Consider the following 20,139-nt stretch of genomic DNA (forward strand, 5'->3'; position numbering starts at 1 on the left):
CGGTATCGAGCACAGCCAAAAAAGAGGCCGGAGTTTTTTTCCGGCCTCTTTTCGTTTCTTGGAGCGCGCGTTCGGGCGACGCGCTCGGATCTTTGCTTTGATGCATGTCGTTGTCCCAGAACCGCTACGCACTTCTGGGCAACGCGCATCAGCTCGGCAGCGCCGGCATCAACTTCGGGTCCGGCTTCTCGGCAAGGTGCGGCAGATCCTTGCTGGCGATGAATGTGTAGAACATGGGCACGACGAAGAGCGTGAACATGGTGCCGACCAGGATGCCGGTGAAGATGACGAGGCCCATCGAATAGCGGGCCGCGGCACCAGCGCCGCTGGAGATGATCAGCGGCACGACGCCCAGGGCCATGGCCGCCGTGGTCATCAGGATTGGCCGCAAGCGCACCTTGGCCGAGGCGATGATGGCATCGCGCCGGCGCATGCCGTGGATCTCGCGCTGCTGGTTGGCGAACTCCACCAGCAGGATGCCGTGCTTGGTGATCAGGCCGATCAGCGTGATCAGGCCGACCTGGGTATAGATGTTGAGCGTACCCAGCCCGATGTTGAGCGGCACGATGGCGCCGAAGATCGACAGCGGCACGGCCATCATGATGATCAACGGATCGCGGAAGCTCTCGAACTGGGCGGCCAGCACCAGATAGATGACGAACACGGCCGCAACGAACGCGATCAGGATGGTGTTGCCCTGCTCCTTCTCCTGCCGGGACTGGCCGGAATAGTCGATGAAGAAGCCGTCGGGCAGGTTCTCCCTGGCAATGTCCTCGAGCGCCTTCAGCCCGTCGCCGGTGGTCACGCCGGGGAGCGGCAAGGCGGAGATGGTGGCGGAGTTCAGCTGGTTGAACTGCTCGATCGCCGCCGGCGCGGCATTGGTGGAGATCTTCACCACCGCCGAGAGCGGCACCATCTGGTCGTCCACGCTACGCACGAAATATTCGCCGAGCTTCTCAGGATTGTCGCGGAACTCCTGCGGTACCTGCGGGATGATGTCGTAGCTGTTGGAGTCGCGATCAAACTGGGCCACCTCGGCGCCGCCGACCAGCAGCGTCAACGTGCGGCCGATCTCGGCGATCGGCAGGTTCAGAGCCGCGGCGCGGTCGCGGTCGATGGTGACCGTCGTCTGCGGCGCGTCGTAGGACATCGAGTTCTGCACCACGATGAAGCGGCCGGATGCCTGTGCCTTGTTCTTGATCTGCTCGGCCACCTCGTAGACTTCAGAGGCGTCGCCCGTCGAGCGCACCACCATAGAAATCGGCAGCCCGCCGCCCGAGCCGGGGAGCGTCGGCGGCGCGAAGACGAAGGCCTGGACACCTGCCACCTTGGCAAGGCGCGCGGTGATGTCGGCCTGGAGTTCTTTCGAGTTGCGCTTGCGGTCGGCCCAGTCCTTGAAGGCGAAGCCGACGAAGGCGCTGTTGGTCGCGCCGCCGAAGGCGACGGCCGAGAACTGCGCCCTGGTTTCGGGAATGTCCTTCACGAGGCCGAGCATCTGGTTGACGTAGGTCTCGGTGTAATCCGAGGTCGCGTAGCGCGGGGCAGTCACGATCGAGAGCAGGAAGCCCTGATCCTCTTCCGGCGCCAGCTCGCCGGATGTCTTGGTGAACATGAAGCCGGTGAGGGCGACGAGCGCGACGACGATGATCAGCGTCACCGGCCGGTTGCGGAGCGAGGCAGTGACAGCTCGCTCGTAGACGCGTTCGACGCGTCCGAAGGTTCCGTCGACGATGCGCTGGAAGCGGCTGTGCGAGCCCGCCTTCAGGATGCGCGCCGACATCATCGGGGTGATGGTGACGGCGATGATGCCCGAAAGCACCACCGAGCCGGCGAGCGTCATGGCGAATTCGCGGAACAGGGCGCCGGTCAGACCGCCGGTGAAGGCCAGCGGCGCGAACACGGCGGCAAGCGTAATCGTCATGGCGACGATGGCGGAGAAGATCTCGCGCATGCCGTTGAAGGCCGCCTGCATCGGCGACATGTGGTCTTCTTCCATGTGACGATGGATGTTCTCCACCACCACGATGGCATCGTCGACGACGAGGCCGATCGCCAGCACCATGGCAAGCAGCGACAACAGGTTGATCGAATAGCCGATCGAAAACAGAATGAAGCAGACACCGATCAGCGACAGCGGGATGGTCACGATCGGCATCAGCACCGAGCGGAACGAACCCAGGAACAGCAGGATGACCACCACGACGATGGCGACCGCCTCGCCGATGGTCTTGAACACCTCCTCGATCGAGGCGCTGATCTGGCCGGTCGCGTCGTAGACGACTTCGATCGTCATGCCTTTCGGCAGCGTCTCCTGAATCTGCGGCACGAGCTTGGTGACCGCGGCCGCGGTCGTCAGCGGGTTGGCCGCCGGCGTCGGGAAGATGGCAAGGAAGGTACCAGGCTTGCCGTTGAAGCTCACCCTGGTGTCGGTGCTGGCCGCGCCGAGCTCGACACGGGCGACGTCGCGCAGCCGCACCACCTGGCCATCCGTCGAACGCAGCGGAAGCGCGGCGAAGGCTTCCGGCGTCTGCAGCGTCGAGTGGACGGTGATCGAGGAAACGACATACTCGTTCTGCGTATTGCCGGGCGCCGAAAGGAAGTTGGAATTGTTGATCGCGGCCAGCACCTCGGCCGCGGTGACTCCGCGGGCGGCGAGCTTGACCGGGTCGACCCAGACACGCATCGAATATTCTTCGGCGCCGAAGATCTGGACGTCGGCCACACCTTCGACCGTCGAGATGCGCGGCCGCACGACGCGCTCGATATATTCGGTGAGCTGCTCCTTGGTCATGTTCGGATTCTGCATCGAGATGTACATCATCGCGAACTGCTGACCGGTACCCTTGACGATGACCGGATCCTTGGCGGCGTCCGGCAAGGTGCCGCGCACGCCCTGGACCTTGGACAGAACCTCGGTCAGCGCAACGTCCGGGTTGGAGCCGAGCTTCATCTGCACAGTCACGGTGCTCGCGGACGGACGGCTGGAGGAGGTGACGTAGTCGATGTTCTCGGTCGAGGCGACGGCGCGCGCGATCGGGGCCGAGATGAAACCCTGGATGAGGTCGGCACTGGCGCCGGGATAGGCCGTGGTGATGGTGATCGCCGTCTCGTCGACCTTGGGATACTGCCGGATCGACAGGTTGAAGATGCCCTGGAAGCCCAGGAGCAGGATCATGCAGGCGAGCACCGTCGAGAGGACGGGCCGGCGAATGAAGATGTCGGAGAAGCTCATTGCTGCGCCTGCTTGTTTGCCGATTTGCTCGGATCGATGGTGTTGTCGACGGCGACCGGCATGCCGTTGAACAGGCGGTTCTGGCCGGCGGTCACCACTTCGTCTCCGGCCTTCAGGCCATCGACGATCTCGACCATGCCTTCGTTGCGGCGGCCGGGCTTTACGAACACCTGCGACAGGACGAGCGCGGGCTTCTGTGCGTCGGCCGCCGGCTTGCTCGCATCGACGGCCGGCTTGGCAGCGGACTTTGCCGGGTCGGCAGGGGGGGTGGTCGCCCCGGCTGCAGGCTTCGCGGCATCGGACTGCGCCTTGTCGGCGCTCGCCGCCGGCTTGTCGGCGGCTGCCTTCCGCTCGTCGGGCTTCGCTGCCGGGGCGGCGCCTGCGTCCGCGGGCTTGGCAGGTACGACCACGAAGACATAGTCACCATAAAGGCTGGACGTCAGAGCCGTCTGCGGCAGCGACAGGACATTGTTCTCCTCCGGCAATTCGACGCGAACCTGAACGAACTGACCGGGCGTCAGCTTGCCCTCCGGATTGGCGACTTCGGCCCGGATCGCCACGAGCCGGCTGGTCGGATCGATCTTGGGATTGATGCCGCGGATGGCGCCGGCGAACGGCATTTCGCCACCACCGGTGCCCAAGCGGACGGTCTGCCCGATCTTCAGCAGCGGCAGCTGCTGTTCGGGAACCGAGAAGTCGACGCGCATCGTATCCAGGTCCTGCAGCGTCACCACCGAATTACCGGGCGCCAGATACTGGCCGATATCGATTTTCGGGATGCCCACGGTGCCGGTGAAGGGCGCGGCCAGTTGCTTCTGGTCGAGCACCGCCTGCAGCTTGTTGACCTGCGCCGCGGAGGCGGTCGCCGCCGCGCGCGCAGCGTCGAGGGTTGCATCGGTGCCGACGCCGCGTCGCTGCAATTCGAGCGCGCGGGTCAAGGCCGCCTGGTCGGAGGCGGCCTGGGCCTTTTGCGCAACCAGGTCGGCGCGCTCGACGGCGTCGTCGAGCTGCAACAGCACAGCGTCGGCGGCGACCTTCTGGTTGGCATGAAAGCGGATCTCCTTGACGATGCCGCTGGTTTCGACCGTGAGATCGACGCCGCGCACGGCACTCACGGTGCCGATCGCCTCGACGCCCGGCGTCCAGTCGGAAGGCTTCACGACAACGGTCGAGACAGTCGCGGCCGGCGGCTTCATGGCGGCGAAGAACTGCTTGATGCCCTTGTCGCGCATGATGTTGAAGCCAACGATGCCGCCACACACCAAAACGAGCAGCAGCAGTATTGCGGTGATGATGGTGAAGCGCTTCACGGGTAAGTCCCCTCGAGCCGGAACCCCGGCATGACAGTCGGCAGCGGGACACTTGTCGACGACAGGTCCCCATCTCAAATAATTGGCGCTTTACTGTACCGTCTGGACGGTCTTGTCAATTCGGCGCATGCTCATGTATGGAAGAGTTGATGAAAGCACGCAGGGCAAATTCGCGCGACAGGATACTGGCCGCCGCCGCCGATGTGGCGCGCGAGGCGGGTCCGGGAAGCCTGTCGCTCGATGCCGTCGCCAGCCGGGCTGGCGTCTCCAAGGGCGGCCTGCTTTATAATTTTCCGACCAAAGCCAAGCTGATGCAGGGCTTGGTGGAAAACTACCTCAGCGCCTTCGAAGAGGCCCTGGAAGCGCGCGTCGCCGGGGCTGGGCAAGAAAGCGCGCTATCGGCCTATATCAAGCTCTCGGCCGACGATTGCGAGGAGCCGAAGCCGTCGGCTTCGTGGATGTTTTCCGCAATTGCGGAGGACCCCGATTTCCTGACGCCGATAAAGTCGTTCAAGCGGCAGCTGTTCGAGCGGCTGAAGGGCGAGACGAAGGATGTCGGATCGCTGCTCGTCTGTTTCCTCGCCATCGAGGGAATGCGCAGCATGAATCTGTTCGATTTCGATGTGCTGTCGAAGGATGAGCGCCAGCTCTTGATCGAATCGCTGCTCAAGATCGCTGGTTGAAAACCGACGAGGCTGGCTTGCCGCCTGTCCAGATCGGCTGAAAGGGAAGGCGCCGAAGGCAACGCTTTTCTTGACAATCGGCGGCGGGCGATCCAGCATTCGGGCAAGGGGTTCCCGCGACGACCCCGTGAGGCGTCAGCCCAACGATCGCGTCCAAACTCTCTTCGTTCAGGAGGTGGACGCCATGCCATCAACGACCGCAATCACCGTTCAGCAGCTTTCCCGTCTCGTCGGGCTGCCGGATGCTCCAATTCTCATCGACGTCCGCACCGATGAAGACTACCAGGCCGATCCGCGCCTGCTGCCGGCTTCTTACCGGCGCGATTTCAAAACCGTCTCGACCTGGGCGGCCGAGTTTTCTGCATCAAAGGTCGTCGTCATCTGCCATAGGGGGCAGAAGCTCTCGCAGGGCGTTGCCGCATGGCTACGCCACGAAGGCATTCCGGCGGAATCGCTCGAAGGCGGTTTCGAGGCCTGGGCTGCCGCCAAGGCACCGTTGGTCTCCGCCAGCGCGATCCCGCCGCGCGACGAGCAGGGACGCACCGTATGGGTCACCCGTTCCCGGCCGAAGGTCGATCGCGTTGCCTGTCCCTGGCTGATCCGCCGTTTCGTCGATCCCGATGCGGTGTTCCTGTTCGTCGATCCGGCCGAGGTGCCCCTGGTGGCCGATCGCTTCGCCGCGGTTGCCTTCGACATCGAAGGCGTGTTCTGGAGCCATCGCGGCGAGCGCTGCACCTTCGACACGATGATCGAGGAATTCGGCCTGCGCATCGAGGCGCTCGATCGCCTGGCACTGATCGTGCGCGGGGCTGACACGGCGCGGCTCGACCTCGTGCCGCAGGCGGCCGGTTTTCTCGCCGCCTCGCTCGGCCTGTCGCGCATGTTCCGCGACGACCTCGAGCAGCTCGAAGCCGGCATGCTTCTTTACGACGCCTTCTTCCGCTGGTGCCGCGATGCCACCGAGGAGACGCATAACTGGCCGGCCGGAGGCAAAGCGCAATGACCGTCCTTGCCAAAGACGGCACCGCGCGGCCAGCCGAGATTCCCGCTGTGCCGACCTTCCGCGAAGCGACGCGGCTTTGGGCCAAGATTGGTGTCCTGTCCTTCGGCGGCCCGGCCGGGCAGATCGCGCTGATGCACAAGGAACTGGTCGAGGAGCGCCGCTGGATCGGCGAGGAGCGTTTTCTGCACGCGCTCAACTACTGCATGCTGTTGCCGGGGCCGGAGGCGCAGCAGCTCGCCGTCTATGTCGGCTGGCTGCTGCACCGGACGGCCGGCGGCCTGGTTGCCGGCACATTGTTCGTGCTGCCGGGCGCGCTGGTCATGCTCGGCCTCAGCAGCTTCTACATGCTCTACAACGATGCACCTGTCATCGAAGCGCTGTTCTTCGGCGTCAAGGCTGCGGTGCTTGCCGTCGTCGTCGAAGCCGTCATCCGCATCGGCAGGCGAGCGCTCAAGAACCGGATGATGGTGGCGATCGCGGTGATGGCTTTCTTAGCCATCTATGTGGCGAGGCTGCCGTTTCCGCTGATCGTCCTTGCGGCAGGGCTGATCGGCTGGATCGGCAGCCGTTATGCGCCGGGGCTGTTTTCAGGCTCGGCGCACGGCAAAGGCGGCGCCGCAGCCGATACGCGTGGCGTGGTCGACCTGATGTTCGAACGCGGTGAACTCGGCCACACCAGGCCGACCCGATGGCACGCGGCCCGCATCATCGCCATCTGGCTGCCGCTCTGGCTCGGACCTGTGGCGCTCATCGCCGCGCTGGCGGGGCCGGGCAGCGTGTGGGCGCAGATAGGCGGATTCTTCAGCCTGATGGCGGTCGTCACCTTCGGCGGCGCCTATGCGGTCCTCGCCTATGTCGCGCAGGCGGCGGTGAACTCCTTCGGCTGGCTGTCGCCGGGAGAAATGGTAGACGGGCTGGGGCTCGCCGAGACGACGCCAGGCCCGCTCATCCTCGTGCTGCAGTTCGTCGGTTTTGCCGCCGCCTATCGCCACGGAAGCGCCATCAGCCCGCTTCTGGCCGGCTCGCTCGGAGCGCTGCTGACGCTCTGGGCCACCTTCGTGCCCTGCTTCTTCTGGATCTTTCTCGGCGCCCCCTACATCGAGCAGCTGCGGCAGAACAAGGCGCTGTCGGCGGCGCTCGGCGCCATCACGGCCGCGGTGGTCGGCGTGGTGATGAATCTTGCGCTGTGGTTCGCGCTGCATGTCGTCTTCGCTCATGTCCAGAGCGTCGCTTGGGGCGTCGAGGTTCCCGTCCTCTCCTCTCTCGACTGGCGCGCGGCACTGCTTTCTATCGCTGCGATGATTGCCATGTTGAGACTGAAAGCCGGTATGTTGCCGACGCTTCTCGGATCGGCGCTGCTGGGGCTTGCCCTCCAGGCATTGTGATTTTTTTCTGCACGTCTGCAAACGTGATCGCGCTCTCTGTTTACAGCTAACATGTTAGTGTGCTACGGCTGCGCGCGGATTGATGTGGAGACTTACGTGGCGTCGCGCTTTGGATTATCGGTTGCCCTCACAACGCCCTTTGACGCCGCCGGGCGGATCGTCATGCCGCTCATGACCGCGCATGCCCGAGCCTGCCTGGACGCCGGCTGCAGCAGCGTGACGCTGTTCGGCACCACCGGGGAAGGCGCCTCGGTCGGCAGGGCGGAGCGGCAGATGGTCATCGACGCCATGCTTGCGGCAGGGATTGCGGCCGACCAGCTCGTCGCCGGGGTGCTGGTCGATGCGGCGGAGGATGCGGCCGAGCAGTGCCGCCAAGCCTTGCAGCTCGGCGCCCGCAACATCCTGCTCGCGCCGCCGAGCTACTTCAAGAATGTCGGCGACGCCGGGCTGTTCGGCTGGTTTGCCGCAGTGTTCGAGTCGCTCGGTCCGCTCGCCCGGGGCATGCTGCTCTACAACATCCCTTCGGTCACCACGGTGAAGCTGTCGCTGGACCTGATCGGCCGTCTGCGCAAGGCCTATCCGGGCGTGGTCGCCGGGGTCAAGGATTCCGGCGGGGACTGGGCCTACAGCGAAGCGCTGCTCAAAGCGCATGGCGATCTGATCATCCTGATCGGCGATGAACGGCATCTGGCGCCTGCGGTGCGGATCGGCGGCCAGGGAGCGATTTCCGGCATGGCCAATTTCGCCGCGGGCGAGCTTCGCGCCATGGCCGAAAACGGGACCGACGATCCCCGCGTCGAAGGCTTTGTGCTCGAGCTGCTGAAGCAGCCGGTCATTCCGGCGGTGAAGGCCATGGTGGCGCGGACCAGCGGTGATGAACGCTGGCTGACGGTGCGGCCGCCGCTGGAGCCGGTGACATTGCAGGAGCGGCAGCAATTGGGCGCTGCCTACGACAGGCTGTTCGCGACACAGGCGGCGTGATCGGCGGAGGACGCGCATCGGCATGGACGACACGAGCGAACCGGCGACCCTCAGGGAGAAGGCCTATGCCAGCTTCACGCGGCACCTGCTGGCGCGCGACCTGAAGCCCGGCCAGTTCGTGTCGCAGCGCGAGCTGGTGGCCTTCACCGGCCTGCCGCTTGGCGCCATCCGCGAGATCGTGCCGCGGCTCGAGGCCGAGGGCCTGCTGATGACGATCCCGCAGCGCGGCATGCAGATCGCGCATATCGACATCAGCCTGATCCGCGAGGCGTTCCAGTTTCGCCTGTTCATGGAGCGCGAGGCCGTCGCGCTGTTTGCCGTCAGCGCCTCGGACGCCGAGCTGGCGCGTCTCAGGCGCGAGCATGAGGACATGCTGGCCCAGGCGCTGGCGCAGACGGCGACCCCGGAAATGGAAGCCAAGGCCCAGAACATCGATTGGGCGATGCATGACACATTCATAACCGCGCTGGACAACGAGATCATCGCCAAGGCCTATCTGGTCAATTCGGTGAAGATCCGGCTCATCCACCAGGAGCGGTTTCGCATCGACGGACGCGTGGTGCCGGTGATGCGCGAGCATCTGGCCGTGATCGAGGCACTGGAAAGCCGCAATCCGCAGAAGGCGGTCGAGGCGATCAGCCAGCACATCGACAATGCGCGCCGGCTGGCGCTCCAGTTTTGAGGCAGCAGACCGCGCCGCAATGACGCGGCGCAATCGACAACGACAGCAACCGGGAGGAAGAAATGTCGACCAATTCGTTCAATCCAACCAGGAGACAGCTGCTCCAAGGAACCGCCGCGCTCGCCGCCGCGGGTCTTGCCGGTCTTCGTCCGGGCTTCGCCGCCGGCGTCGACTGGAAGCGCTTTGCGGGCACCACGCTCGACGTCAATCTGGTAAAGAGCCCGCGCAGCGACACCATCCTGAAGAATCTCGCCGAGTTCGAGGAACTGACCGGCATCAAGGTCAATGCGGAAGCGACGCCGGAGCAGCAGCAGCGTCAGAAGACGGTGATCGAGCTCAGCTCCGGCAAGCCCAGCTTCGACGTCGTGCATTTGAGCTACCATGTGCAGAAGCGGCAGTTCGAGAAGGGCGGCTGGCTGGCCGACATCTCAGGCTACCTGGCCGATCCGGCGCTCACCGATCCGGGCCTCGTCGAAAGCGACTTCGCCGAGGCCGGCATGCAGTTCGCCAAGGACGGCCAGGGCGTGCTGCGCTCGCTGCCGTTCTCGGTCGACTACTGGATCCTTTACTGGAACAAGGAGCTGTTCGACGCCAAGGGGCTGAAATATCCCGAGACCTTCGAGCAGCTGGTGACCGCCGCCGAAGCGCTGACCGACCCATCGAGCAACACCTTCGGCTTCGTCGCCCGCGGCCTCAAGAATGCCAACACGCCGGTGTGGACGTCGCTGATGCTCGGCTACGACATGACGCCGCTCGGCAGCGACGGCAAGCTGCGCACCACCTCGCCGGAGGCGGTCGAAGCCGCCAGCCTCTACCAGCGGCTGATGACCAAGGCGGCGCCTCCGGGCGTCACCGGGTTCAACTGGGCCGAGGCGCAGTCCGCCTTCCTGCAGGGCAAGATCGGCATGTGGTTCGACGGCGTCGGCTTTGCGCCGCCCATGGAAAACCCCGAGAAGTCGCGGGTGGTCGGCAAGGTCGGCTATGGTGTCGTGCCCAAGGGTCCCAAGGCGCATGCCGCGGGCACTTTCGGCGACGGTATCGGCGTGACCTCGGCCAGCACCAAGAAGGAAGCGGCCTACCTGTTCTGCCAATGGGCGGTGTCGCCGGCAATGGGCGCGCGCCTGCTGCAGGCCGGCGGCGGCGTGCCGTTCCGCAAATCGGTGCTCGAGGATCCCAAGGTGCGCGAGGGCGTCACCATGCCGCCGAGCTGGCTGGATGCCGTGGTCGGCTCCGGCAACATCAGCCGGCTGGCGCTGCCGGTCATCATCCCGGTCACCGAGTTCCGCGACATCTACGGCGTGGCGCTGACCAACATGATCGCCGGCGCCGATCCGGCCGAAGAGCTGAAGAAGGCGACCGAGCAGTTCCAGCCGGTTCTCGACAGGAGCGAGCAAGGCTGATGTCCGCCATCGCCCCAGAACGCGCAGGGGTGACGACGCAAGCCGTCGACGGGAGCCAGCCGGTGCGGCTGGCTCCCAACTACTGGCCTTTCGTCCTTCCGGCGCTCGTCGTCGTCAGCGCGGTGATCGTCTTTCCCTGGGCATTCACGCTGTGGATGAGCGTCAACAGCTGGACCCTCGGCCAGTCGCGCAGCTTTGCCGGCATGGAGAATTATCTGCGCCTGGCGAGTGACCCGCGCTTCTGGGAGTCGCTCTGGCACACCTTGACCTACACCTTCCTGTCGGTGGCGGCACCAATGCTCTTCGGCACGGTGGCCGCTTTGATCTTCGATGCCAAGTTCCCGCTGCGGGGCCTGATGCGCGGTATCTTCGTGATGCCGATGATGGCCACTCCGGTTGCCGTGGCGCTGGTCTGGACGATGATGTTCCACCCGCAGCTCGGTGTGCTCAACTATCTCCTGTCGCTGGTCGGCATTCCGGCGCAGGAATGGATATTCAACGCCAACTCGGTCATCCCTTCGCTGGTCGCGGTCGAGACCTGGCAATGGACGCCGCTGGTGATGCTGATCGTGCTGGGCGGGCTGGCGTCGGTGCCGCGCGAGCCGTTCGAGAGCGCCGAGATCGACGGCGCCAACGCGTGGCAGCAGTTCCGCTATCTGACCTTGCCGATGATCGCGCCCTTCCTGATGATCGCGGTGATCATCCGCACCATCGATGCGCTGAAGAGCTTCGACATCATCTACGCGATGACCCAGGGCGGGCCCGGCACGGCGTCGGAGACCATCAACATCTACCTCTACAACACCGCCTTTTCCTATTACGACATGGGCTACGGCTCGGCCATGGCCGTCGTCTTCTTCATCGTCATCGTGGCGCTGTCCTTCATCCTGCTGATGCTGCGCCAGCGCTCGCAATGGATCGACGTGGAGGGCAAATAGATGAGTTCGCGGCTTCTCAACCAGCTGAGCCTGTTCTTCGCGGCGCTGGTGCTGGTCTCGCCGGCAATCCTGTTCTTCCTCTGGATGATCTCGCTGTCGCTGAAGTTCGAGATCGACAACGGCGCCTATCCGCCGATCCTGATCCCCGAGCGCTTCGCCTGGTCGAACTATGCGAAGGTTTTCGAGGAGAACAATTTCCTGCTCTACATGTGGAATTCGGTTCTGGTCACCGGCACGGCCACGCTTCTGGCGCTGCTGATCGGCGTGCCGGCCGGCTACGGCATCGCCAGGCTGAAGGCGGAACGCTCGGCGATCGTCATCATGATCGCCCGCATGACGCCGGGGCTCTCCTACCTCATCCCGCTATTCCTCCTGTTCCAGTGGCTGGGCATCCTCGGCACGCTGTGGCCGCAGATCATCATCCATCTGGTGGTGACGGTGCCGATCGTGGTCTGGGTGATGATCGGCTATTTCGAGACGACGCCGATGGAGCTGGAAGAGGCGGCCAACATCGACGGCGCCAGCTCCTGGCAGGTGTTCCGGCTGGTGGCGCTGCCGATCGCCAAGCCTGGCATCGTCGTCGCCTTCATCCTGTCGATCATCTTCTCGTGGAACAATTTCGTCTTTGGCGTGGTGCTCGCCAGCCGCGAGACCAGGACCCTGCCGGTCGCGGTCTACAACATGTTGTCCTACGAGCAGGTGAGTTGGGGACCGCTCGCCGCGGCAGCATTGGTGGTGACGCTGCCGGTGCTGGTTCTGACCATGTTCGCGCAACGGCAGATCGTCGCCGGGCTTACCGCCGGCGCGGTCAAGGGCGGCTGAGCGCCTGATCCGCCCTCACTCTTTTTCGGAGACACGCAATGGCATCGGTAACGATCAACAACGTGCAGAAGGCCTTCGGGAGCGCCAAGATCATCCACGACGTCAGCGTCGACATCGCCGATGGCGAGTTCGTCATCCTCGTCGGACCGTCGGGCTGCGGGAAGTCGACGCTGCTGCGCATGATCGCGGGGCTCGAAACGATCTCGGCCGGCAAGATCGCGATCGGCGAGCGCACCGTGAACAACCTCAGGGCACGGGACCGCAACATCGCCATGGTGTTCCAGAACTATGCGCTCTATCCGCATATGACAGTGGCCGACAACATGGGCTTCGCGCTGAAGATCAAGAAGGCCGATCCGGCCGACACGGCGGGCCGGGTCAAGCGGGCGGCAAGCATTCTCGGCCTCGAGAAACTGCTCGATCGCTATCCACGCCAGCTTTCCGGCGGCCAGCGCCAGCGCGTCGCCATGGGCCGCGCCATCGTGCGCGACCCGCAGGTGTTCCTGTTCGACGAGCCGCTCTCCAATCTCGACGCCAAATTGCGCGTGCAGATGCGCGGCGAGATCAAGGCGCTGCACCAGCGGCTCGGCACCACCACCATCTACGTCACGCACGACCAGATCGAGGCCATGACCATGGCCGACAAGATCGTCGTGCTCCATGACGGCCTCGTCGAGCAGATCGGCGCGCCGCTCGATCTCTATGACCGTCCGGCCAATCTGTTCGTCGCCGGCTTCATCGGCTCGCCCTCCATGAACTTCATCCACGGCCATATCGAGGAAGGCATCTTCCGCAGCGCCGGCGGGCTGACGCTGCCGCTGCCGGACGGCATCCAGCCGAGCGAGGCCGCGGGAAGGGAACTGGTCTACGGCATCCGCCCCGAGCATATCCGGGCGACCGGCCAGGGGCTTTCCGGCACCGTCACGCTGATGGAGGCGACCGGATCGGAAATCTTCGCCACGGTCGACTGCGGCGGGGAGGTGATCTCCTGCCTCTTCCGCGAGCGGCTGGCGCTGAAGCAAGGCGAGGACGTGCGCATCGAGGTCGACCGCGCTTGCGCCCACCTGTTCGACGCCAAGACCGGCCGGCGCATCTGAGCGCGCAGCGGCCGGGCTGCGCCGGAGGTTGCGAAAATGGTGATCCCGACAGGAATCGAACCTGTGACCTACAGATTAGGAATCTGCCGCTCTATCCTACTGAGCTACGGGACCACGCGCCCGACACATAACCGCTTCGGACCGCTTCGCCAAGAGCGTACTGAAGGCTGCCGGTCGCGCGCAAGGCCGGATGGCTGACCGCTTTGCCATGCCTGGCGTGCGACCCCGTCCAACCGCACATGCTCCAGTTCGGCTATTGGCGCAGTATGGAAGCCAGCAAAGTCGCGCGAGCGGTCTCAAGGTGGTTGCGACATGCCTCGCGCGCCCTGCCGATCTCGCGGCTTTCCAGGCCGGCAATGTAGGCAAGATGTTCCGCTGCCGCGACGAGGTTTCGCTCCCTCTCATCGTGCTTGTTCCACTGATAGTGGTAGTGAAAGATCACCGACATGACGCCTTGAATATTGGTGAAGAAGCGGTTCGGGGCAACGCTGTTGACCAGGCGATGGAAGCGATAGTCAAGGTCCGGAAAATCGCCATGCCGTTGACGCAGGAGCAGTTCGGAATGCTCCTGCTTGAGCGCCGCCAAGGCCGGCCAGGCAGCATGATCCTTGGGCAGGGCCACAAAGCGATCGACGGCGCCGAACTCCATGAACTCGCGCATGTCGAAAAGCTCGGTGACGAAATCGACGGTCAGCCCGAGCACCCGCCAGCGGCCATTTCTCTGACGCTCCAGCAAACCGAAATGACTGAACCTGTTGAGGCATTCCCGGATCGCCGATGTCGAGGCGCCGAACTGGCGGGCCAGTTCAAGGCCGTTGATGATTTGTCCGGGCCTGCATTCGGGGCCCACCATCCAGGCCATGAATTTGCGTTCGACCATATCCGCAAGCGGCTCGAGATCGAGGCCGACGAGATAATCGTTTGGGTTCGGCAGCCTCAGCAATATTTTTGAGCGCCCCTGGACTGCAACCATGTCGCGGCCGGCGAGCTCAGCCAGTATGGCCCGCAACGTCGTCCGGCTGACACCCAGGTCGGCCGCCACGGCCACTTCCGAAGGGAGCGTCCGGCCGACCTCATGGCGCGCAAGAAGATCGAGGCATTGGTTATAGGTGCGCTTGTAGAGTGTATTGGTCTTCAAGGTCCGCCTCCGCGACACGCTCGCCGCGATGTTTTTTTCAATGGCTTTTTTATAAAAAAAACAGATTGCGCGCAAGTGAATATGTGTTTTATGTAAAAAGAACAGTCTGCTGCCTAGCGGGAGGAGCTTGATGCAAGCAGGAGGACAGCGCCTAGGCGCGACACCACATCCAAGCACTATGCCCGGCTCCGACCCGGCAACGGGGCTTGTGATGCAGTTCGGCACAAGCCGCTTCCTTCAAGCGCATGCCGATCTCTTTCTCCACGAGGCGCGTGAAGCGGGGCAGGCCGTGCCGCCTATCGTGGTGGTGCAGACGACTGGCGCCGCAGAGCGCGAGGCGAGACTTGCCGGCCTGTCCGCTCCCGCGGGTTTTCCGGTGATCGTGCGGGGTCTCGAAGGCGGCAACCCGATCGAGCGACGTATTTCCTGCAAAAGTGTGACCCGAGGACTTTCCGCCGGTCGCGACTGGGCAACGGTCACGGAGCTCTTCCTCCAAGCGCGTTTCGTCATCTCCAACACGGCCGATGCGGGATATGCGGTCGCTGCCGGGGAGGGCGCCGAAGGGCTCGACGGCAAGGCGCCGCTGGCTTCTTTTCCAGGCAAGCTTGCGCAACTGCTCTATGCCCGCTGGCATGCCGGCGGCGCGCCGCTCACCTGTCTTCCATGCGAACTTGTCAGCCGGAACGGGCAGGTCCTGAAGAAGCTTGTGCGCGGTATCGCCGTGGCGGCGGGCGCTCCAGCGGACTTCCTGTCCTGGCTCGACGCGCAGGTGCTGTTCGCCAATACGCTGGTCGACCGCATCGTGTCCGAGCCGATCGAGCCGGCGGGAGCCGTCGCCGAGCCCTATGCCCTTTGGGCGATCGAGAAGGCGCCGGGACTGGCTTTACCCTGCGAACATCCGAGCATCGTTTTGGTGGACGATCTCGAGCCGTATGAGCGGCTGAAGCTTCATATCCTCAATCTTGGACACACATTCCTGGCCGAAGCCTGGCGGAATGAAGGACGGGCCGAGCAAGAAACAGTCAAGAGCATGCTTGCCGATCCGGGCGTGCGCGCCCAACTCGACAGGCTCTATGAGAATGAAGTGGTGCCGGGTTTTGCCGCGCGCGGCATGGAATTGGAGGCCCGGGGGTATGTGCAGACCACCATGGATCGCTTCCTCAATCCCTATCTGAACCACCGCGTCGCCGACATCGCCGGCGACCATGCACTCAAGGTGAGGCGGCGCATCGCCGGATTCATCGAATGGGCAGGCACATCCGCGCCCATCCTCGAATCCATCGTGGCGCGGCACGGGGTGGCGGCATGAGCTATATCTTCGATTTCTCAGCGCTGCTGCCCTATTGGCCCGAGTTTCTGCGCGGGGTCTGGCTGACGCTCAAGCTATCCGCGCTGGCGACGGTGATCGGCTTCGCCGTCGGCACGCTCTGCGCCATAGCCCGGGCCGACGGCCCGCCTTGGCTGCGATTGCTCGTCTCCTTCTATGTCGAGCTGATACGCAACACGCCGCTGCTCATACAGGTCTTCCTGGTCTATTTCGGATTTGCTTCGCTGGGCTTGAAAGTTACGGCAAATACCGCAGCCGTCGCGGCGCTGGTGGTGAATGTCGGCGCATATACCTGCGAGATCGTGCGGGCGGGGCTTCAGTCGATACACAAATCGCAGCTCGAGGCTGCTGAATGCCTCGGATTGACGCGAGGGCAGACTTATTGGCACGTGATTATCCGGCCGGCCATCGAGCGTGTCTATCCTGCTTTGACAAGTCAGTACGTGTTGCTGATGCTGGCGTCATCAATCACGTCGCAAATTTCCGCCGAAGAGCTGACAGCGGTGGCAAATCGCATCCAGTCGGATACGTTCCGCTCCTTCGAAACGTACATCGTGACCGGCGTGCTCTACATCATTCTATCTTTCATCGTGCGTTTTGCATTTTCCGTTTTTGGTCTCGTGGTCTTCCCGCGGCGACGCAAACTCGGCACGGCCATCTGAAAGCTGAGGTACGCGCATGTCACTCAGTCTCACCCAATTTCAGTTCATAGCGATCGGCGCTCTGTGGACGCTCGGCCTTTCCGCCATCGCCTTTGTCGGAGGCTCCCTCATTGGCTTCCTGCTGGCGCTGGCGCGAATCGGGCCGAACAAGTCGCTGCGCGTGGCGGCCAGCGCCTATATCCAGCTCGTGCAGGGAACTCCGCTGCTCGTCACCATTTTCGTGCTCTACTTCGGCTTGGCCATTGCAGGTTTCGACAGCCTGCCCTCCATCGTGGCAGCCGGCTCCGGCCTCGTCATCTACTCCTCGGCCTTCCTGGCGGAGATATGGAGAGGCTGCCTGCAGTCGGTTCCCAAAACACAGTGGGAAGCCGCCGAGTGCCTGGCGCTCAGCCGCTGGCAGCGCATGAGCCGGGTGATCCTGCCGCAGGCGCTGCGGATCGCGACGCCGCCGACGGTCGGGTTCCTCGTTCAGATCGTCAAGAACACGTCGCTCGCGTCGGTCGTTGGCTTCGTCGAACTCGCCCAGGCCGGCAAGCTGATCAACAACTCGCTCTTCGAGCCCTTCAAAGTCTTCGCGATCGTCGCCTGTTTCTATTTCGCGATCTGCTACCCGCTGTCCGTCTGGAGCCGCAGCCTGGAAAGGAACCTCAATGCCGGCCGTCGTTAGCCTTACCAACGTCCATAAGAGCTTCGGTTCGGTGGAGGTGCTGAAAGGTGTCACCTTCGAGGTCGGCGCCGGCGAGGTTGTCGCCGTGATCGGCGCCTCCGGGTCGGGGAAGTCGACGGCGCTCCGCTGCATCAACGCGCTGGAAACGGTGAGCAGTGGCGAAATCCTCGTCTGCGGCCATCGGGTGGACGACGCCAAGCTCGACAGGCGCGCGCTGCGCCGCGATGTCGGCATCGTGTTCCAGAGCTACAATCTGTTCCCGCACCTCACGGTCGCACAGAACATCATGCTGGCGCCGACCTGCGTGAAGAACATCGGCAAAGGCGAGGCGCGGGCGCTGGCCAAGAGCGTGCTTGCCCGTGTCGGCCTGGCCGAAAAAGCCGAAAACTATCCGGAGCAGCTTTCCGGCGGGCAGCAGCAGCGTGTCGCCATCGCGCGGTCGCTCGCCATGCAGCCGAAGCTCATGCTCTTCGATGAGGTCACGTCCGCGCTTGACCCGCAGCTTACCGGCGAAGTGTTGCGCGTGATGGAGGATCTGGCCCGTGGCGGCATGAGCATGATCCTGGTCACGCATGAAATGCCCTTTGCCCGCAAGGTCGCCAACAAGGTCATCTTCATGCACCAGGGAAAGGTTTGGGAGACGGGTCCAGGCGCGATGCTCGACAGGCCACAGACGCGCGAACTGCAGGACTTTTTAAGCAACGGCCTTTGACACCGACAGATCAACGCAATTCAAGGAGGAATACAACGTGAAATTCATCAACAGCATCGTCACGCGCGCGACGTTCCTCGCGCTGTTCATCGCCACGCCGATCGCGGCGGTGGCCGGCACGCTCGAAGACATCAAGGCGCGCGGCACGCTGCGCGCGGCAATCGACCTCGCCTCGCCACCGTTCGGCATGCAGGACGCAAGCATGCAGCCGACCGGCTCGGAAGTGGAAACCGCCAAGCTGCTTGCCGACTCCCTGGGTGTGAAGCTGCAGATCGTCGAGGTGACCAGCCCCAACCGCATTCCCTTCCTGCAGACGAGCAAGGCCGACATCGTGGTCGCCTCGCTGTCGGTTACGGACGAACGCAAGAAGGTCATCGATTTCGCCGATCCCCATGGCGTCATCAAGATCATCGTTGCCGCGCCGGCAAGTATGGCGATCAAAAGCCTGGACGATCTGAAGGGCAAGGATGTCGCCACGACGCGCGGGACTTCCAACGACAAGGAAGCCACGACCCAGGCGAAGGACGCCAACATCGTTCGCTACGATGACGATGCGACCCTCGTCACGGCTTTGGTGTCGGGCCAGAACGACATCATGATCTCGGCTCCGCAGATCTTGAATGCCGTCAATCAGCGCCGCACAAACGATCCGCTGGAAACCAAGCTTGTTCTCAAGGTCAATCCTTACGCCATCGGCCTTCGCAAGGGCGACGATGAGCTAAAGACAACGATCAACGAATGGGTTCACGCGAACCTCAAGAACGGCAAGCTGAACGAGATCTACAAGAAGTACAACAATCTCGACCTTCCGAGCGACATGCTGAAATAAGCTTTCGCGATCGTGGTATCTGGAGCAGGATGCAATTGACTTGGCATCCTGCTCTTTTTTGACCTTGAATTAGCGGGATTCTGCTACATTGAAAGCGCGTCGCAGGCGGCGCGGCGAGTCCCTGTCCCCAATGACACGGGCGTATCAGCCCGGGTTTCGGACATCGATCACGGCCTTGATCAGGCCGGACTTCTGATGTGCCCAGAGCGCGATGTCGCGGGGGCTGTCGGCCAGGCTGGTGCGGTGCGTGACGAGGCGGTCAATCGGTATCCTGCCGCCTTGGATCGAGGCGACCACGTGCTGGAAATCAGCGTTGGTGGCGTTGCGGCTACCGATCAACATCATCTCGCGCTTGTGGAACTCGGGATCCGAGAAGGTTATGTCACCCTGCACGACGCTGACCAGGACCAGCACGCCGCCATGCGCGACGTAGGCGAAAGCCGATTGCATCGAACGGCTGTTTCCGGTCGCGTCGTAAACGACATCGAAACCCGCGCCGCTGGTCCGTTCGGATATTTTCTCGAGCACGCCTTCGGATCCGTCGAGCACCTGGAGACCAAGCTTGCCTTGCGTGAAGGTCAGTCGCTCGGCGCTGAGATCCATGACGGTCACATCCTGTTCGGCAATCCTTGCAAACAGCGCGGTGGCCAAGCCGATCGGGCCGGCGCCGACGACCAGCGCGCGGCTGCCCGGCTTTGCCATCGACCTGCGCACGGCATGTGCGCCGACGGCTAGAAACTCGACAGTCGCCGCCTCGACGAGCGACAAGCCGCCGGCTGGAAGCAGATTTTGCACAGGCACAATGATCTGCTCGCACATCGCCCCGTCACGGTGCACGCCAAGCACCTGGATCGCCACGCAGCAGTTCGGCTTGCCTTGCCGACAGGCGACGCATTTCCCACAGGACAGGTACGGGTTGATGATCACGTCCTGGCCAGCCGCGACCTCCGCCTCGCCATTGAGCGCGACCACCGTGCCCGAGACTTCGTGCCCCATGACACGGGGATAGGCCAAGAAGGGGTGCTTACCCTCGAATATGTGGTAGTCGGTGCCGCAAACCCCGACGTGAGCAACGTCGATAAGAGCCCAACCTTCGGGAATGGCACCCGGTGCCGGCTGGTCACCGAACTCCAGTTGTCCCGGTGCGATACAACGGACAGTCTTGATCATGGCAGCGAACCTAGCGCGAAAAGATTTGGAGTTGCGCAGAAGACCGACCGAATAGCGCTAGCAGTCGTTCAAACACACGTTCTCTCCCGCGACAGAAACCG

General features: G+C 63.6%; 18 protein-coding genes and 1 tRNA gene. 14 read left to right on the plus strand and 5 right to left on the minus strand.

Translation table 11 applies throughout. The annotated features are described in order from the left end of the window. Nucleotides 1–148: 148 nt before the first annotated feature. Together EJ074_RS20835 and EJ074_RS20840 are read right to left on the minus strand one after the other, a co-directional pair. The gene (locus EJ074_RS20835; RefSeq protein ID WP_095804562.1) at nt 149–3,232 is read right to left on the minus strand and encodes an efflux RND transporter permease subunit; all 3,084 of its coding nucleotides are present in this window, start codon (nt 3,230–3,232) and stop codon (nt 149–151) included. Further along, complete coding sequence (locus EJ074_RS20840) at nt 3,229–4,542, minus strand: efflux RND transporter periplasmic adaptor subunit (RefSeq protein WP_095804561.1); 1,314 nt, start codon at nt 4,540–4,542, stop codon at nt 3,229–3,231. Before EJ074_RS20840 ends, EJ074_RS20835 begins: the two co-directional genes overlap by 4 nt. 149 nt (nt 4,543–4,691) lie before the next feature. On the opposite strand from EJ074_RS20840, the gene EJ074_RS20845 reads away from it, so the two are divergent. The 9 genes from EJ074_RS20845 (at nt 4,692) to ugpC (ending at nt 13,533) form a co-directional block, all read left to right on the plus strand. Continuing rightward, on the plus strand, nt 4,692–5,225 hold the full coding sequence (locus EJ074_RS20845) for a TetR family transcriptional regulator (protein WP_095804931.1): 534 nt from the start codon (nt 4,692–4,694) through the stop codon (nt 5,223–5,225). A 184-nt stretch (nt 5,226–5,409) separates the two neighbouring features. Further along, complete coding sequence (locus EJ074_RS20850; RefSeq protein WP_095804560.1) at nt 5,410–6,228, plus strand: chromate resistance protein ChrB domain-containing protein; 819 nt, start codon at nt 5,410–5,412, stop codon at nt 6,226–6,228. Beyond that, the gene (chrA, locus tag EJ074_RS20855; RefSeq protein ID WP_095804559.1) at nt 6,225–7,613 is read left to right on the plus strand and encodes a chromate efflux transporter; all 1,389 of its coding nucleotides are present in this window, start codon (nt 6,225–6,227) and stop codon (nt 7,611–7,613) included. The genes EJ074_RS20850 and chrA overlap by 4 nt, the downstream gene beginning before the upstream one ends. A gap of 96 nt (nt 7,614–7,709) precedes the next feature. Next, a complete protein-coding gene (locus EJ074_RS20860) occupies nt 7,710–8,594 on the plus strand; it encodes a dihydrodipicolinate synthase family protein (RefSeq protein WP_095804558.1) in 885 nt (294 codons plus the stop codon). Nucleotides 8,595–8,616: 22 nt separating this feature from the next. Beyond that, a complete protein-coding gene (locus tag EJ074_RS20865; protein WP_095804557.1) occupies nt 8,617–9,276 on the plus strand; it encodes a GntR family transcriptional regulator in 660 nt (219 codons plus the stop codon). A gap of 62 nt (nt 9,277–9,338) precedes the next feature. Continuing rightward, a complete protein-coding gene (locus tag EJ074_RS20870) occupies nt 9,339–10,676 on the plus strand; it encodes a sugar ABC transporter substrate-binding protein (protein ID WP_129553710.1) in 1,338 nt (445 codons plus the stop codon). After that, a complete protein-coding gene (locus tag EJ074_RS20875; protein ID WP_095804555.1) occupies nt 10,676–11,614 on the plus strand; it encodes a sugar ABC transporter permease in 939 nt (312 codons plus the stop codon). The genes EJ074_RS20870 and EJ074_RS20875 overlap by 1 nt, the downstream gene beginning before the upstream one ends. Then, nucleotides 11,615–12,436, plus strand: coding sequence for a carbohydrate ABC transporter permease (locus tag EJ074_RS20880; protein ID WP_095804554.1), 822 nt, complete (start codon nt 11,615–11,617; stop codon nt 12,434–12,436). It abuts the gene before it with no gap. Nucleotides 12,437–12,474: 38 nt separating this feature from the next. Then, nucleotides 12,475–13,533 (plus strand): sn-glycerol-3-phosphate ABC transporter ATP-binding protein UgpC, encoded by a 1,059-nt coding sequence (ugpC, locus tag EJ074_RS20885; protein WP_095804553.1) that lies wholly within the window; start codon nt 12,475–12,477, stop codon nt 13,531–13,533. Between the two features lie 37 nt (nt 13,534–13,570). Here ugpC and EJ074_RS20890 read toward each other — a convergent pair. Together EJ074_RS20890 and EJ074_RS20895 are read right to left on the minus strand one after the other, a co-directional pair. Beyond that, nucleotides 13,571–13,647: transfer RNA gene (locus EJ074_RS20890), tRNA-Arg, on the minus strand. A gap of 139 nt (nt 13,648–13,786) precedes the next feature. After that, entirely contained in the window at nt 13,787–14,896 is a 1,110-nt protein-coding gene (locus EJ074_RS20895; RefSeq protein WP_095804552.1) for a GntR family transcriptional regulator, read from the minus strand. Between EJ074_RS20895 and EJ074_RS20900 the strand changes: the two genes are divergently transcribed. Genes EJ074_RS20900 through EJ074_RS20920 form a run of 5 tightly spaced genes read left to right on the plus strand, consistent with a single transcriptional unit; the run spans nt 14,883 to nt 18,868 of the window. After that, on the plus strand, nt 14,883–15,980 hold the full coding sequence (locus tag EJ074_RS20900) for a mannitol dehydrogenase family protein (protein ID WP_245420278.1): 1,098 nt from the start codon (nt 14,883–14,885) through the stop codon (nt 15,978–15,980). The genes EJ074_RS20895 and EJ074_RS20900 overlap by 14 nt on opposite strands. Continuing rightward, complete coding sequence (locus EJ074_RS20905; protein ID WP_095804550.1) at nt 15,977–16,660, plus strand: amino acid ABC transporter permease; 684 nt, start codon at nt 15,977–15,979, stop codon at nt 16,658–16,660. Before EJ074_RS20900 ends, EJ074_RS20905 begins: the two co-directional genes overlap by 4 nt. Before the next feature lie 16 nt (nt 16,661–16,676). Further along, nucleotides 16,677–17,327, plus strand: a complete 651-nt coding sequence (locus tag EJ074_RS20910; protein WP_095804549.1) for an amino acid ABC transporter permease — start codon at nt 16,677–16,679, stop codon at nt 17,325–17,327. Next, complete coding sequence (locus EJ074_RS20915; protein ID WP_095804548.1) at nt 17,311–18,039, plus strand: amino acid ABC transporter ATP-binding protein; 729 nt, start codon at nt 17,311–17,313, stop codon at nt 18,037–18,039. The genes EJ074_RS20910 and EJ074_RS20915 overlap by 17 nt, the downstream gene beginning before the upstream one ends. A gap of 37 nt (nt 18,040–18,076) precedes the next feature. Further along, nucleotides 18,077–18,868 carry a transporter substrate-binding domain-containing protein gene (locus EJ074_RS20920; RefSeq protein WP_095804547.1) on the plus strand — a complete coding sequence of 264 codons (792 nt, stop codon included), beginning with the start codon at nt 18,077–18,079 and terminating at the stop codon, nt 18,866–18,868. A 144-nt stretch (nt 18,869–19,012) separates the two neighbouring features. Here the strand turns inward: EJ074_RS20920 and EJ074_RS20925 are convergent, their stop codons facing one another. Further along, the gene (locus tag EJ074_RS20925; RefSeq protein WP_095804930.1) at nt 19,013–20,035 is read right to left on the minus strand and encodes a zinc-binding alcohol dehydrogenase family protein; all 1,023 of its coding nucleotides are present in this window, start codon (nt 20,033–20,035) and stop codon (nt 19,013–19,015) included. Nucleotides 20,036–20,139: the final 104 nt, after the last annotated feature.

This window comes from Mesorhizobium sp. M3A.F.Ca.ET.080.04.2.1 (assembly GCF_003952525.1).
Classification (GTDB): Bacteria; Pseudomonadota; Alphaproteobacteria; order Rhizobiales; family Rhizobiaceae; genus Mesorhizobium.

Excerpts from the sequence above, each read along its gene's own strand:
- EJ074_RS20865 (WP_095804557.1), top strand. The coding sequence starts at position 8,617 with ATGGACGACACGAGCGAACCGGCGACCCTCAGGGAGAAGGCCTATGCC.
- EJ074_RS20850 (WP_095804560.1), top strand. The coding sequence starts at position 5,410 with ATGCCATCAACGACCGCAATCACCGTTCAGCAGCTTTCCCGTCTCGTC.
- EJ074_RS20835 (WP_095804562.1), bottom strand. The coding sequence starts at position 3,232 with ATGAGCTTCTCCGACATCTTCATTCGCCGGCCCGTCCTCTCGACGGTG.
- EJ074_RS20870 (WP_129553710.1), top strand. The coding sequence starts at position 9,339 with ATGTCGACCAATTCGTTCAATCCAACCAGGAGACAGCTGCTCCAAGGA.
- EJ074_RS20915 (WP_095804548.1), top strand. The coding sequence starts at position 17,311 with ATGCCGGCCGTCGTTAGCCTTACCAACGTCCATAAGAGCTTCGGTTCG.
- EJ074_RS20845 (WP_095804931.1), top strand. The coding sequence starts at position 4,692 with ATGAAAGCACGCAGGGCAAATTCGCGCGACAGGATACTGGCCGCCGCC.
- EJ074_RS20910 (WP_095804549.1), top strand. The coding sequence starts at position 16,677 with ATGTCACTCAGTCTCACCCAATTTCAGTTCATAGCGATCGGCGCTCTG.
- EJ074_RS20880 (WP_095804554.1), top strand. The coding sequence starts at position 11,615 with ATGAGTTCGCGGCTTCTCAACCAGCTGAGCCTGTTCTTCGCGGCGCTG.
- EJ074_RS20900 (WP_245420278.1), top strand. The coding sequence starts at position 14,883 with ATGCAGTTCGGCACAAGCCGCTTCCTTCAAGCGCATGCCGATCTCTTT.
- chrA (WP_095804559.1), top strand. The coding sequence starts at position 6,225 with ATGACCGTCCTTGCCAAAGACGGCACCGCGCGGCCAGCCGAGATTCCC.
- ugpC (WP_095804553.1), top strand. The coding sequence starts at position 12,475 with ATGGCATCGGTAACGATCAACAACGTGCAGAAGGCCTTCGGGAGCGCC.
- EJ074_RS20905 (WP_095804550.1), top strand. The coding sequence starts at position 15,977 with ATGAGCTATATCTTCGATTTCTCAGCGCTGCTGCCCTATTGGCCCGAG.
- EJ074_RS20875 (WP_095804555.1), top strand. The coding sequence starts at position 10,676 with ATGTCCGCCATCGCCCCAGAACGCGCAGGGGTGACGACGCAAGCCGTC.